We start from the raw sequence: 14,144 nt of genomic DNA, 5'->3' as shown, positions 1-14,144 counted from the left end.
GCGCTATAACGCACGAACTGACCCTACAAGAGCCCGACGCCCGGGAAAACCCCATTCAGGATCCCCATGATGCCGCAGCTGAAACTCTCTCATATTACGGCAGGCGCCGTCGCCGTTCTGGTCGGATACACCAGCTCGGTGGCGATCATCTTTCAGGCCATCGCGGCGCTGGAGGCAAATCAGGCGCAGGCCAACAGCTGGCTTCTGGTCCTCGGGCTTGGCATGGGGATCACCAGCCTGATCCTGTCGCTGTGGTTCCGCCTGCCGGTTCTGACCGCCTGGTCCACGCCGGGCGCCGCCCTTCTGGCGGTGGGCGGTGGCGCGACCACCCTGCCCGAGGCCACGGGCGCCTTTCTCTTCTGCGCCGCCTTGCTGACGCTGACCGGCCTCACCGGCTGGTTCGAGCGGCTGGCGCGGCTGATCCCCGACACGCTGGCCAATGCGCTTTTAGCCGGGATCCTGTTCCGCTTTGGGCTGGAGGCGTTCACCTCGCTTGAAGAAGACGTCTGGCTGGTCGCCGTGATGGGCGCGGTCTTTCTGATCGGCAAGGTCTATGCCCCGCGCTACACGATCCCGCTGGTTCTGCTGGCGGGTGTCATCTGGGCCGCCGCAGCCGGCAGCTTCGGAGACCTGCAGCAGCTGAACCTGACCCTCGCCACCCCCGACGCGGTGATGCCCGAATTCACTCTCTCAGCGCTGATCGGCCTTGGCCTGCCACTCTATATCGTCACCATGTGTTCCCAGAACATGCCCGGCGTGGTGACCCTGCGCAGCGCCGGTTACGTTCCGCCGGTTTCGGCCGCGCTGACGGTGACCGGGATCGCCTCGCTGATCCTCGCCCCCTTTGGCGGCTATGCCTTCAACCTTGCCGCCATCACCGCCGCCATCTGCGCCGGACCCGAAGCGGATGAGGATCCAGACACCCGCTACCTCGCCGTGGTGTCCGCCGGGGTGATCTATTGCTTCGTGGGGCTGGGCGGCGGCGCCGTGATTTCCCTGTTCCTGATCGCGCCGCACGCGCTGGTCGCCACCATTGCAGGCCTTGCGCTCTTGTCGACCATCGGCAACGGGCTGTCCCATGCGCTGACCCCGACCGAAGGGCGCGAGGCGGCACTGCTGTGTTTCATGGGCACGGTATCGGGCATCAGCTTCCTCGGGATCGGCGCGCCCTTCTGGGCCTTGCTGATCGGCCTTGCCTGTCACCTCACGCTGAGCCGCCCGTCACCCCTGTTCAGAAAACCCGCATAACCCATTCCGCAACCGCCCCGGAAATCGGAGCAAAATAACCAAAATCGCCCCTCAGTTATTGCGTTTGTTTCGCGAATCATGTCCCTGAGGGTAAAAAGGGGAAATAGCCACATGCCAATGTACCGATCCAGAACCTCCACCCATGGACGCAACATGGCCGGCGCGCGTGGCCTTTGGCGCGCAACCGGTATGAAAGACGATGATTTCGGCAAGCCGATCATCGCCATCGTCAACTCCTTCACCCAGTTCGTGCCCGGTCACGTGCACCTCAAGGATCTCGGCCAGATGGTCGCCCGCGAGGTCGAGGCCGCAGGTGGCGTTGCCAAGGAATTCAACACCATCGCGGTGGACGACGGCATCGCCATGGGCCACGACGGCATGCTCTACTCCCTGCCCTCGCGCGAAGTGATCGCGGATAGCGTGGAATATATGGTCAACGCCCATTGCGCCGATGCCATGGTCTGCATCTCCAACTGCGACAAGATCACTCCGGGCATGCTGATGGCCGCCATGCGCCTCAATATCCCGGTGATCTTTGTCTCTGGCGGCCCGATGGAAGCGGGCAAGATCGACATCGCCGATCTGGATGCCAAAAAGATCGACCTCGTCGATGCCATGGTCGCCGCCGCCAGCGACACGCTGAGCGACGAACAGGTCCAGCATATCGAGGAAAACGCCTGCCCCACCTGCGGCTCCTGCTCGGGCATGTTCACGGCCAACTCGATGAACTGCCTGGCCGAGGCGCTGGGTCTTGCCCTGCCCGGCAACGGCTCCACGCTCGCCACCCACGCCGACCGCAAGAACCTGTTCCTGGAGGCTGGTCGCAAGATCGTCGACATCACCAAACGCCACTACGTGGGCGAGGAAAAGGGCCTGCTGCCGCGCGAAATCGCGACCTTCGAAGCCTTTGAAAACGCCATGAGCCTTGATATCGCCATGGGCGGCTCCACCAATACCGTGCTGCACCTTCTGGCCATCGCCAATGAAGGCAAGGTTGATTTCAACATGTCCCATATGGACCAGCTCAGCCGCAAGGTGCCGTGCCTGTGCAAGGTGGCTCCGAACATCGAAAACGTCCATATGGAAGACGTGCACCGCGCTGGCGGCATCTTCTCGATCCTCGGCGAACTCAGCCGCGCCGGTCTGTTGCACGATGACTGTTCCACCGTACACTCCAGCACCATGGGCGAAGCCATCGCCAAATGGGACGTCAAGGTCGCCAACAACCCCGAGGCCGAAGAGCTGTTCAAGGCGGCGCCGGGCGGCGTGCGCACGACCGAGGCCTTCTCGCAATCCAACCGCTACAAAGAGCTCGACACCGACCGCGCGGGCGGCGTCATCCGCTCGGCCGAACATGCCTTTTCCAAGGACGGCGGCCTTGCAGTTCTGTTCGGCAATATCGCGCTCGATGGCTGCATCGTGAAAACCGCGGGCGTCGATGAAAGCATCCTGAAATTCACCGGCTCGGCCTATGTCTGCGAAAGCCAAGATCAGGCCGTCAGCGACATCCTGACCGGCAAGGTCAAGGAAGGCGATGTGGTGGTGATCCGCTATGAGGGCCCGCGCGGCGGTCCGGGCATGCAGGAAATGCTCTACCCGACCTCCTACCTGAAATCCAAGGGTCTCGGCAAAGCCTGCGCCCTGCTGACCGACGGGCGTTTCTCCGGCGGTACCTCGGGTCTCTCCATCGGTCACGTCTCCCCCGAAGCGGCCGAAGGCGGCGCAATCGGTCTGGTTCAGATGGGCGACACCATCGAGATCGACATCCCCAACCGCTCGATCCACCTGGCCGTCTCGGACGAGGAACTCGCCAGCCGCCGCGCCGCGCAAGAGGCCGCTGGCTGGAAACCGGCGAAACCGCGCAAGCGCAAGGTCTCGACCGCGCTCAAGGCCTACGCGATGCTGACCACCAGCGCCGCCAAGGGCGCCGTGCGCGCGTTGCCAGACGACGAGTGACCACCTCTGAATGAATGACGAAGGCCCCTCGCCAACCCGGCTGAGGGGCCTTTTTCTTACCCGGCCTTCGACCGCAGCATCTGCGGCCCGGGTCAAGGGCGGCCCGGCCGCCGCGCGGCACGCGCGGTTCACCCTTGACGCGCCTAGCCCAAAGAAAATCGATAGGGCGCGTTGAGGGCAGACCTGCCCCTCAACCGCTTCTCAGCAAACCCCTTCGCGCCGCGCCAGCGGCGCCACGCCCAACCAGCGGATGGGCATTTTCAATGCCCGACGATGGGCGGGAGCCTTCCCTTTCGCAGCGTAAAAAGCAGCGCGATCAGTCTCCCAGCTTGGCGTGCACCTCGTCCAGATCGATCTCTCCGATGGGCATCTTGTTGGCGGGGTTTTCAAAATCGTATTTGAACAAGTCGAAATCGCGCTTGTAGATCTCATAGATCAGATGCATCGACAGATCGTCGAAGTAATCCTCGACCGGATGCGCGCGTTTGGGGCCATGGCCTTCGCTTTCGTTGAAGCGCGGGATTGCCGCAAGGTCCACGGGATGCGGCGTCTCGATGGCGTCCAGAACCTGGCTCATGCCGTCGTTGAAGGCCTCGGTCCAGATGATCTTGTTGTAGCGTCCGCCATTCACGATAAAGGTCGACACATGCCCCGAGGCCGCCGACCAGTGGATATCCGGCTCCATCGGCCGCCGGAACCGGATGGTATCGCGCACGAATAAAAGGAACCGCCGGAAGCTCTTGATCTGGTCGAACTCCTGCTGGCCATCCTCGCCGCCGACCTCGATCCCGTAATCATAGACCAGCCGTGGCACCAGATTGCCACGATAGCGCTTGCCGTTGCGCTGGATGCCGCAGATCTTGTCAAAGAAGGAGCTGAGCACCCGGGTATAGGGGTTGCGCACGCAGGTGAAGGCATAGGTGCGCTGGCCCAGCACATTGCGGCTGATCGGCTCCTGACTGGCCTCCTGCGCCCATTTGTGCAGGCCTTCCTTTGAATCGTGAATATCGCCATCAAAGAACCTGCCGTGATCGGAATAATAGAGTATCTGACCGATGGTCGAACAGGCGCATTTCGGCACCACCCGGTAAATCACGCTTTCGCTCTCGGTCATCCAGGTTCCTGGGAATCCCATCCGCAACCAACTCCGTTCCTGTCCACTCGACGCAACAATGACCACATCGCGACCAAAAGACAAATAATCTTGTTTCTTCAAACAGCTCCGAGCTTTATCAAGAAGACAATCCGGCAAAACAGGGGCGTACCGTCGTCAGAATGGCAAAAATTGCATACATACTGCTCTGCCATAAGGACCCCGAGGCGATCATCCAGCAGGCCGAACGGCTGACGGCGGTCGGCGATTACATGGTGATCCATTTCGACGGCCGCGCCAGCGATCAGGACTATGCCGAGATCCGCGCCGCTCTCGACGACAATCCCAACGTCTGCTTTCCGCGGCGGCGCATCAAATGCGGCTGGGGGGAATGGTCGCTGGTCCGTGCCACCCTTGCCGCCATGCGCACCGCCGCCGACAACTTCCCCCGGGCCACCCATTTCTACATGCTCTCGGGCGATTGCATGGCGATCAAGACCGCCCAATACGCGCATGACTATCTGGACCAGAACGATTTCGACTTCATCGAAAGCTTTGATTTCTTCGAAAGCAACTGGATCAAGACCGGCATGAAGGAAGACCGGCTGATCTACCGGCATGTTTTCAACGAGCGCAAGAACAAGGCTCTGTTCGACTGGAGCCATAACCTGCAGAAAAAGCTCCGCCTGCACCGGGCAGTGCCGTCGGACATTCAGGTCCAGATCGGCAGCCAGTGGTGGTGCCTGCGGCGCCGTACCGTCGAGGCGATCCTGCAATTCGTGCGCGACCGGCGCGATGTGGTGCGCTTCTTCCGCACCACATGGATCCCGGATGAGACCTTTTTCCAGACGCTGGTCCGCCACCTGATCCCGGGTGATGAGATCCAGTGCCGGACGCTCACCTTTCTGATGTTCACCGATTACGGAATGCCGGTGAATTTCTACAACGATCACTACGATCTGCTGCTGAGCCAGGATTACCTCTTTGCCCGCAAGATCAGCCCGGATGCCAAGGATCTGAAACGCCGTCTCGGTCGGCTTTACGCGGCCGAGGGCGTGGAGTTCCAGATCTCGAACGAGGGGCGCAGCCTGTTCCAGTTTCTTACCCAGCGTGGGCGCAACGGACGCCGCTTTGCGCCGCGGTTCTGGGAAACCGAAAGCAGTCTGGGGCGCGAACGCGAGTTGACCATGGTCGTGTGCAAGAAATGGCACGTGGCCAAGAGGCTGATCCGGCAAGTCAACGAGCGCACCGAAGTTCCTGCCATCGCCTATCTCTTTCACGAGGAAGACACGCCCTTACCCGATCTTGGCGGGATCGAGGCCTCACTGTGGAAACGCACCCGCCACCGCCGCGCCCTGATGCGGATGCTGTTCGAATACTACGACAGCAACCGGCTGATCGTCTGCATTGATCCGTCGGGGCTGGAGCTGATGAATGATTTCGCCTCTGACCGCTCAGTGACGCAGGTGCTGCACCTCGACTGCAATTTCACCGATGACTATCTGATCGCCCACGCCCAGCGATCCGGCCTCGTTGGCGCGCAGACACCGAAACAGACCCTCGACCGGATCCTGCCCACGATCCGCAATGATATCCTGCATGAAACCGACCGGATCCGGGATGCCGGGTTTGATCCCTTCGTCACCCTGCACGAGGCGGACACTGCAGAAGACAAGGTCGCCAAGCTAGCCCAGGTGTTTGGCCTGACGGCGGAGCAGGCACAGGACATCAGCCAGAACCCCGGTCTGTTCAGCGATTAATCGACGTCAGCCAGCAGGGCCACCGCACCCCCGGCGCGGCGGGCAGGCTCACTTGTTGCCGCCCCCGAACCAGCGGCGCAGCCTGCTGCGGCGCTCTGATATGGCGTCCCCGGCGGCATAAAGGCTATCTTCCACATCATCGATCATCGGGTCGAGCCGGTTGCGGCGGAACCGGCGCCAGCGCACGTAGATAGCCCAGAACAGCGCCGCGATCAGCACAAGGATCAGGATGCTGACCCAGTTCAGAGGTTTGTCGTCCGGACCGGCAACGGGTTTGATCCCAACCGCATTGGGAAAGGCCGACAGGAATTCGTTGCGCCAACCATAATGCAGCACCGCCACCCATTCCGGCGCCGCCTTGTTCGAGATCGCGTCATTGGCTTCGGTATAAAGATTGGCGGTGTCAAATTTGAAATAGGGCGGCCAGTTCCAGCCGGTGTCCTCGTTCCGGTAGACGATCGCGCTGCCATCGGGGCGCACTGCCTGAATGAACTGCACATCCCGGTTGCTCTGCTCGGTCGACTGGGTGTCCGGCGTCGACCAGAACATCCGCGTCCAGTCATTCAGCTCCTGACGTTCCTCGTAGGTGTTGACGATCCGCACCACGTCATACTGCGGCAGCGTATAGTGCAGGAAGGCCCCGAACAGCAGCCAGGCGGTGATCAGAAATCCCCATTTGATGTAGCCCATAAAGGCCTCCTATCTGAAATTCACCATATAGATCAGCGTCGCAATCAACCCCAGCGGCACCACATAGACAAGCAGGATCAGCCGACGCCGGAACGAATGGTCATACCGCCGCAACCCCCGCTGGATGAAGGCCGCGCGATCTCCGGTCAAGCCCTTCTCGGCCCAGCGGCGTTTCAGTTTGGCCCGACGCATTTCCCGCGAATAAAGCGACACGGCGCCGTAGACCACCGTGAGCCCGATCATCAAAAAGAAAAACAGCCGAAAAAAGCCCAGCATCACCGCCCCCAGCACCAGCGCGGCCCGACCCCGCGGCGCTGCGCTACAGCAGAACCCGGCCAACCCGCTGGCTTACCCCTTTGAACATAAGCGTTTTTGCTGCGATGCCAATCCCGCCAGCCAGAGGCAAGATCAGTTTTGGCGGGCTTTCTTCAGCACCAGAAAGGTCATCATCCCAAAGGGCGGCAGGCTTTCCTGCTCCTTGATGCTGAGCGTTTCCTCGCCAAGGATGGTCCCGATCTCGAAATCGGAATGCCAGCCCAGTACATTGGCAAAGGGGGCCGATATCTTCTCAAGCGAGGCGAGAACGCCCTGGGTGCTTTTGAAATGGTTGCTGATCACCACCTCGCCGCCGGGTTTCAGCACCCGGGCGATTTCAGCCATCACCTTTTGCGGCTCGGGCACCACCGACAGCACATGCATCGCCGCCACAGTGTCAAAGGAGGCATCGGGAAAATCCAGATCGCGGGCATCCATCTGCCGCAACCCGGCGACATTGGCCAGCCCCATCTCGGCCACGCGGTTTTCCGCCTTTGCCAACATTTCGGTGCTGAAATCGATGCCGGTGACGCACAGATCCGCGCCGTAATGTGGCAGCGACAGCCCGGTGCCAACGCCAACCTCCAGCACGCTGCCGCCACGCCGGTTGATATAGTTCACGACCCGGCGCCGCCCGGCATTGGTAACCGCCCCGAATGTCCTGTCATAAATTGGCGCCCAGCGCGCGTAGGATGATTGAACCGCCTTCAGTTCCAATCCCGTGCCTCCCCGTTTTCTTGTTACCCGCTCAATCCGGTACCTTTCGGATCAGCCCCCAGACCACCAAAACCACGTAAACAAGGCACAACACAACCAGCGTCGTCCAAGCATAGGTCAGAACCGCCGCCCCGGCAAAGGCACAGCCCACCAGGAAGTATTTCACATTCTCCCGGCTGATCTTCACCGCCTTGGGCGACCAGGTCGGGATGCGACTGATCATAAGGAAACCTATGACAACCATGTGAAAGCAGATCAGCAGATCCGGAACGACCAGCCCGCCGGAGAAGGAGAAGGAGACGAACATCGGCAGCATCGCCAGTAGTGCCCCGGCAGGCGAAGGGATGCCGGTGAAGTAGCCAAGGCGTTCGCCCACGACCGGCTCATCCGATTTCGCCGCCACGTTGAACCGCGCCAGCCGCACCACGCAACAGACCGAGAACACCAGCACCGAAATCCACCCGGCGCTACGCATGTCCTGCAAGGCCCAGAAATAGATCACCAGCGGCGCCGCGACGCCGAAGTTCAGGAAATCCGCGAGCGAATCCAGCTCGGCTCCCATCTTGCTGTCGCTGCCCAGGGCCCGCGCCAACCGCCCGTCAAGACCATCCAGCAGCGCCGCCAGCAGGATCAGCTGCACCGCCAGCACGTAATTGCCCTGCACCCCGAACCGGATCGCCGAAAGCCCCGCGCAGATCGCCCCCACCGTCATGATGTTGGGGAGAAGCTGGATCAGAGCGAATTCATTCTTGGTCTTCTTGGGCAGATCGTCCATGGGGCGGAGGTCAGTCTTGTCAGAGGTCATATGAGGTCATGGCGGGGGAGGCATCATCCAAAGCCCCGCCCTCCTCTGCATAGCGCAGCAGAGGCGCCCACGCTATGCCTGATCACAGGGGGGCGTGCAATGGGAGGAGGTATCGCACCAAGCGGAAAAGCATCCTGAGGGCGGTAGCCAATTTGTAGTGCGTCACATTAATGGGCCTTCACTCTTGTGGCGACGCCATCTTACGGGCTTTCGCTACGCAAATGCTGGGTATTACTTAGTCAGGAGCTTTGAGTGGAACTCGTAGACGTGACTTAAAACTTTTTTGGGACATTCGATTGAAGAGTCGCCAAGCTCATCCCGGCAGAAAGAAGCGGCTCTCAGCAAAAAGACCAACTCGCTTTCGTCAAGGAAAACTGCAGGAGTATCTCTCCCCGATACTCCTGTGAAGGTCAGTGTGTTAACCGTGTAGTAGACCCCGAATGACGATGAAGCGCCGTACTTGACACATTCGCGCTGCACATCATCCGGCATGCTCGTATCCACGATGTGTATATTTGCAACAATTTCGTTCCCCCTCTCTACCAGCCAATCCCCAAAACATCCTGGTCCCAAACTTGGAATGCCCTTACTCACCAGATTTGCCAACGGAGAGCTTTTGCTCTGAATATCCAGACCCAAATCCGCTAGTGTGATCGTTTCACGATTGCCACCCAGCGATCGGTCCAAGTCCTCAAAGATGAAAACAAAATTTGCATTTGGCTCAATCCGTGTTTTTGGCAAAAACCAACTTGGGCTATCTCCGGCCTTGTTGCACAAATCGGCTGATGTGCGAGCTTTCCCCTTCCCCGGACGGACTTACTCTACGGGCTCTGTGACGGGGATTCCAAGTGCCGTGTAGCCGTTGAGCACGGCGATACGCACCTGCAGCTCGGCGACCTGGCGCTCGAAGTCTCTCGCCATCAGGGATTGGCCGAGCAGCTTGATGCAGTTCATCTTGCTCTCGACACGGCTCCGGCGGTGGTATCCGCTCCACCGTCGCCAGATGGCGCGGCCCAGGTATTTCGAGGCGCGCAGCGCTTCGTTGCGGGCGATGGCGCCCGGGCTCGTAGGCCGCCACGACTTGGCATTCTTGCGGGGCGGGATGATTGCAGCGGCACCGCGCGCGGCGATTGCCTCGTGGCATTTCCGGGTGTCGTAGGCGCCGTCTGCGGTCACCGAGGCGATCTCTTCGTCTGCCGGGATTTGGTCGAGAAGGTCGGACAAGACTGGCGCGTCGCCGATGTTGCTTCCGGTGACCTCGACGGCCCGGACCTCCAGCGTTTCCTCGTCGATGCCGATGTGTATCTTGCGCCAGATACGGCGCTTGGAACCACCGTGCTTACGGGCATTCCACTCACCTTCGCCCTCAGCCTTGATACCGGTGCTGTCGATCAGCAGGTTCAGCGGACCCGCGCCGCCACGGTAGGGGATATTCACGTTCAGCGCCCTTTGGCGGCGACAGAGCGTGCTGAAGTCCGGCACGGTCCAGTCCAGCCCGACCAGGCGCAAGAGGCTCTGAACGAACCCCGTCGTCTGTCGCAGAGGCATGCCAAAGAGCACCTTCATCGTCAGGCAGGCCTGGATCGCGGCATCGCTGAAGCTCTGTTGGCGACCGCGCTTCCCGGTCGGCGGAGGGACCCACTCCATCTCGGGATCGAACCAGATCGTCAGCGATCCGCGCTGACACAGTGCTTCATTGTAAGCCGACCAGTTCGTGGTCTTGTACTTCGTAGGGGCCCAGCTGCTCATGCCTCCCAGCTATCATGCTGGATTCATGCAGTGAATCCCCCAACCGATTTGTGCAACAAGGCCCCTTCGTAAAGGGCGATATACGCGACCAGGATGCGGTTGCGGCCGCGATCTCAAAGCACAAGATCACCGCGATTTTTCATTTTGCAGCCTCCGCCTATGTCGGAGAGAGCGTTCAGCACCCGAACGCCTATTACGACAATAACGTCGGCGGCATGATCTCCTTGCTGAAGGCAGCAAGCGCGACCGGCATCAAGCGGATTGTATTCTCCTCAAGCTGTGCCACCTACGGTGTGCCGGAGACATTGCCGATCGTCGAGACAACGCCGCAACGGCCGATCAATCCATATGGCCGGACCAAGCTGATTGGCGAGCAGATGCTGGAAGATCTCGCCCATGTGACGGATCTGACATTTGCCTGCCTGCGCTACTTCAATGCGGCGGGGGCAGATCCCGAAGGCGAGCTGGGCGAGCAACATGATCCCGAAACCCACCTTGTCCCCCTTGCGCTGATGGCAGCGTCGGGGCGACGCGAGGTCCTTTCGATCTTTGGGGATGACTATCCGACACCCGATGGGACCTGCATTCGCGACTATATTCACGTGGCGGATCTGGCCAGGGCGCATGTTCTGGCCCTGCAGCACCTGATACAGGGAAAGCCATCGATCAAGCTGAACCTCGGCAGCGGCAGGGGGCATTCGATCCTTGAAATCGTGCGCGCCATCGAGGCCAAGACCGGCCGGAAGCTACCCATCCGGATCGAACCTCGTCGCGCCGGTGATCCGCCGTCGTTGACTGCAGACCCTTCCCGCGCCGCCGAGGTGCTGGGGTTCCGTGCCGAGCTGTCTTCGCTGGACCAGATCATTGAAGATGCGGCCCCGTGGTTCGGGCTGAAATGCAATGTCGCAGCGTGACCCCCGATATCGCAACCTGTCCCGTATAATCGTGGGACGCAAACGGGTCCTGTTCTGGGCCCTGCTGGGGATATGGGCGGGCGCAACCCTGTGGTTCTGGACATGGTGGTTCTCGCCTGAGCACATCGCATCACCCTGGCGGTTTGCCCTTGTGACCGGGTTGCTGGGCTGGCTGAGCTTCCTGCAATGCTATTTCGTCTATTTCGCGTTGCGCGCAGTTCGCTCCTGCGCGCCCGATCCAGAGCCTGGGCAATTCCGCGTGGCCATGATCGTGACCAAGACGCCCTCAGAACCGTTCGCGGTTGTGCAGGCCACGCTTGAGGCGATGCTGGCGCAGGATTATCCGCATGACACCTGGCTCGCGGATGAAGACCCCAGCGCCGACACCATAGATTGGTGCACCCGTCACGACGTGAAGATTTCCAGCCGCAAAGGAGTGGAAGAGTATCATCAGGCAACCTGGCCAAGGCGCACACGCTGCAAGGAAGGCAATCTTGCCTATTTCTACGATCACTGGGGCTACGCGGAATACGATATCGTAAGCCAGCTAGACTCCGACCACGTGCCGCAACCGGGCTACCTGCGCGAAATGTTGCGCCCCTTTGCAGATGCGGATGTGGGCTATGTCAGCGCCCCATCCATCTGTGCGTCAAACGCCTCCCGGAACTGGGCGGCGCGCACGCGTCTCCACACCGAAGGAGCGTTTCACGGAGTTCTGCAGGCGGGCTATACCGCCGGGTTTGCACCGATGTGTATCGGATCCCACTACGCCGTGCGGACCCGTGCCTTGCAGGAGGCTGGCGGATTGGGGCCTGAGCTGGCCGAGGATCATTCCACAACAATGCTGATCAATGCGGTAGGCTGGCGGGGGGTGCATGCGCTGGATGCGATTGCCATCGGCGACGGCCCGGCAACGGTGGCCGATCTCGCGACCCAAGAGTTCCAGTGGTCCCGCAGCCTGGTGACCCTGTTGCTGGTGCATACGCCGCACTATCTGCGACAACTGCCACTGCGGCTGAAATGGCAGTTCCTGTTCTGCCAGATGCTCTACCCCATCTTCGGCGTGACTTTCTTGCTGATGTACCTGCTGCCCATTCTCGCGGTTGTGTTCGATGTCCGTTACGCGGAAATCACGTTTCCTCAGTACCTGCTCCACGCGGTGCCACAGATCGCAGCCTTGCTGCTGCTGGCAAGCGCCCTGCGGCGGCTGAAGGTTTTCCGCCCCGTGAATGCCCCCCTTATCAGCTGGGAACGGACCCTGTTCCTGATGCTGCAATGGCCCTGGGTATTGTGGGGATGCATTTCAGCCCTACGAGACAGCCTAACAGGGCGCTTTGTCGATTTCCGGATCACCCCCAAGGGCAATACCGGGCCAACCCGTTTGCCGGTCAAGGTCTGGGCGGTCTATGCGATTCTGGCTTTAGGGTGTATCCTACCGGTATTGCTGGCGGAACATCTGGAACAGGCGCAGGGTTTTTATCTCCTGACGTTGTTTTCCGGGAGCCTTTATACCGCCACACTGACCGTGACGGTGTTGAGACATTTTTACGAGAACGGATGGCCCGTCAGATTACAGTGGCGGGATGTTGTAGTGCAGACGGGGGTTGCGGCGACCACAGCGACATTGCTGTTCAGCGCCTTTACGATCCGCGCAGCAGAAAGCGCCTATGCCCTGTCGATTGGCCTTGAATCGGTGCAAATCGTCGACGTGCAGGTCAACGTCGCAGGGGCTGGCAGCGCACATCGAGATCCGTTTGGATATAGGTTTAATTTTGACTGGGGTGATGAACGCACCCCAGCGTGGTGACCGAAGAAACCCAGTGCGGTGACCACAGTATAGGAGGACCGGGTCTATGAAACGTTTCAAACCAGTCTCTCGCGCGAGGCGCACACTTGCTGCGATTGCAATCGCGGGATCTCCCCTCATCCTGTCCGCTGCGCCTCTTCCGCCCGGCAACATGCCCTATGGCGCATTTGACCCTGAGGGAGATTATAGCGACGAACCCGATGCGGTGATTGAGCATGTCTTCCTGCCCTGGGAGGACGTGTCGCTGATTTCCCTTCTGGATGCCGATGAATATGCGCTGGAACGCGGGCGCGCCCTGATGGTCACGATCGAACCTTGGACCTGGACCGTGGACGAACGCAACACACCGGATTTTCTGCGCAATGGCATCCTGAATGGCTATTATGACGCCAATATGCGCGGCATCTGCCAGGTGCTCAAGGATCTGCAAAGCCCGATCTCTGTGCGGTGGGCGCATGAAATGGAGCGCAACGAAGGCCAATTCATTTGGTCAGATTGGGACCCGGAAGACTATATCACCTCGTACAAGCGGATGATTGACATCTGCCGTGATCAGGCCCCCGACATCACTGTTGTCTGGTCGCCTGCAGGGGATGACGGGCTGGAGGATTATTACCCCGGTGACGACTACGTTGATATTGTAGGCCTGTCGATTTTCGGTCTCGAGCAATGGGAGATCGATATTCTCGGCGGCGCGCGCAAGTACCAACAGTGGCTGGACGAAACCTATGCTCGTGTAGAAGTTTTCGGCAAGCCGGTCATCGTTGCAGAGCTTGGCTTTGTCGGCAGCGCCGCCTACGTGGCGCAGTGGGAAGGGGAAGTTCGGCAACCACAGCCCGACAAACCGCTGTTGTCCGGTGTGGTCTACTTCAACCAGAAAGAGGTCTACCCCTGGCCAGATGGATATGGTTTGCCGGATTGGCGCCTGGAAAACCGAGTGATCGGCGACGATCAGGAGGTTGGCAACTAGGGTCTGTGGACATTCATCGTGAGGCGATGATGGCAGCCGCGAGATGCCAATTGGCGGCGTAGCTGGACGTTGTCTTTTCGTAGCGGGTCGCTATGGCTCTGAATTCCTTGATCTTTGCGA

13 protein-coding genes and 1 pseudogene are annotated in these 14,144 nt (G+C 60.3%); 6 read left to right on the top strand and 8 right to left on the bottom strand.

What is annotated here, in order from left to right; translation table 11 throughout:
• Positions 1 to 66 precede the first annotated feature (66 nt).
• The gene (locus AAFO90_RS06885) at positions 67 to 1,248 is read left to right on the top strand and encodes a benzoate/H(+) symporter BenE family transporter (RefSeq protein WP_347508899.1); all 1,182 of its coding nucleotides are present in this window, start codon (positions 67 to 69) and stop codon (positions 1,246 to 1,248) included.
• A gap of 111 nt (positions 1,249 to 1,359) precedes the next feature.
• Positions 1,360 to 3,204 (top strand): dihydroxy-acid dehydratase, encoded by a 1,845-nt coding sequence (ilvD, locus tag AAFO90_RS06880; RefSeq protein WP_274830474.1) that lies wholly within the window; start codon positions 1,360 to 1,362, stop codon positions 3,202 to 3,204.
• A 316-nt stretch (positions 3,205 to 3,520) separates the two neighbouring features.
• Here ilvD and AAFO90_RS06875 read toward each other — a convergent pair whose 3' ends face one another.
• Complete coding sequence (locus tag AAFO90_RS06875) at positions 3,521 to 4,339, bottom strand: sulfotransferase family protein (RefSeq protein WP_347508898.1); 819 nt, start codon at positions 4,337 to 4,339, stop codon at positions 3,521 to 3,523.
• A 140-nt stretch (positions 4,340 to 4,479) separates the two neighbouring features.
• Between AAFO90_RS06875 and AAFO90_RS06870 the strand changes: the two genes are divergently transcribed.
• Positions 4,480 to 6,057, top strand: a complete 1,578-nt coding sequence (locus AAFO90_RS06870) for a DUF5928 domain-containing protein (protein ID WP_347508897.1) — start codon at positions 4,480 to 4,482, stop codon at positions 6,055 to 6,057.
• A gap of 48 nt (positions 6,058 to 6,105) precedes the next feature.
• On the opposite strand, the gene AAFO90_RS06865 is transcribed toward AAFO90_RS06870, so the two are convergent.
• The 6 genes from AAFO90_RS06865 to AAFO90_RS06840 form a co-directional block, all read right to left on the bottom strand.
• On the bottom strand, positions 6,106 to 6,747 hold the full coding sequence (locus AAFO90_RS06865) for a DUF1523 family protein (RefSeq protein ID WP_347508896.1): 642 nt from the start codon (positions 6,745 to 6,747) through the stop codon (positions 6,106 to 6,108).
• Positions 6,748 to 6,756: 9 nt separating this feature from the next.
• Positions 6,757 to 7,023 carry a hypothetical protein gene (locus tag AAFO90_RS06860; protein WP_065273607.1) on the bottom strand — a complete coding sequence of 89 codons (267 nt, stop codon included), beginning with the start codon at positions 7,021 to 7,023 and terminating at the stop codon, positions 6,757 to 6,759.
• A gap of 132 nt (positions 7,024 to 7,155) precedes the next feature.
• A complete protein-coding gene (locus AAFO90_RS06855) occupies positions 7,156 to 7,779 on the bottom strand; it encodes a class I SAM-dependent methyltransferase (RefSeq protein ID WP_347508895.1) in 624 nt (207 codons plus the stop codon).
• A 31-nt stretch (positions 7,780 to 7,810) separates the two neighbouring features.
• Positions 7,811 to 8,554, bottom strand: coding sequence for a CDP-diacylglycerol--serine O-phosphatidyltransferase (gene pssA / locus AAFO90_RS06850; RefSeq protein ID WP_065271682.1), 744 nt, complete (start codon positions 8,552 to 8,554; stop codon positions 7,811 to 7,813).
• A 261-nt stretch (positions 8,555 to 8,815) separates the two neighbouring features.
• Positions 8,816 to 9,361 carry a hypothetical protein gene (locus AAFO90_RS06845; protein WP_347508894.1) on the bottom strand — a complete coding sequence of 182 codons (546 nt, stop codon included), beginning with the start codon at positions 9,359 to 9,361 and terminating at the stop codon, positions 8,816 to 8,818.
• Positions 9,362 to 9,400: 39 nt separating this feature from the next.
• The gene (locus AAFO90_RS06840; RefSeq protein ID WP_274831134.1) at positions 9,401 to 10,333 is read right to left on the bottom strand and encodes an IS5 family transposase; all 933 of its coding nucleotides are present in this window, start codon (positions 10,331 to 10,333) and stop codon (positions 9,401 to 9,403) included.
• A 14-nt stretch (positions 10,334 to 10,347) separates the two neighbouring features.
• On the opposite strand from AAFO90_RS06840, the gene galE reads away from it, so the two are divergent.
• Genes galE through AAFO90_RS06825 form a run of 3 tightly spaced genes read left to right on the top strand, consistent with a single transcriptional unit; the run spans position 10,348 to position 14,024 of the window.
• Entirely contained in the window at positions 10,348 to 11,247 is a 900-nt protein-coding gene (gene galE, locus AAFO90_RS06835; RefSeq protein WP_347508893.1) for a UDP-glucose 4-epimerase GalE, read from the top strand.
• The gene (locus tag AAFO90_RS06830) at positions 11,234 to 13,054 is read left to right on the top strand and encodes a glycosyltransferase (RefSeq protein WP_347508892.1); all 1,821 of its coding nucleotides are present in this window, start codon (positions 11,234 to 11,236) and stop codon (positions 13,052 to 13,054) included. Before galE ends, AAFO90_RS06830 begins: the two co-directional genes overlap by 14 nt.
• A gap of 46 nt (positions 13,055 to 13,100) precedes the next feature.
• Positions 13,101 to 14,024 carry a glycosyl hydrolase gene (locus AAFO90_RS06825; protein ID WP_347508891.1) on the top strand — a complete coding sequence of 308 codons (924 nt, stop codon included), beginning with the start codon at positions 13,101 to 13,103 and terminating at the stop codon, positions 14,022 to 14,024.
• Between the two features lie 13 nt (positions 14,025 to 14,037).
• Here the strand turns inward: AAFO90_RS06825 and AAFO90_RS06820 are convergent.
• A pseudogene (locus tag AAFO90_RS06820) lies at positions 14,038 to 14,144 on the bottom strand (IS5/IS1182 family transposase); the annotation flags it as partial.

It is taken from the genome of Phaeobacter sp. CAU 1743 (assembly GCF_039839315.1).
Classification (GTDB): domain Bacteria; phylum Pseudomonadota; class Alphaproteobacteria; order Rhodobacterales; family Rhodobacteraceae; genus Phycobacter; species Phycobacter gallaeciensis_A.
The sequence above is the reverse complement of the archived record's forward strand: the minus strand, read 5'-3'. Positions and strand labels throughout refer to the sequence as shown.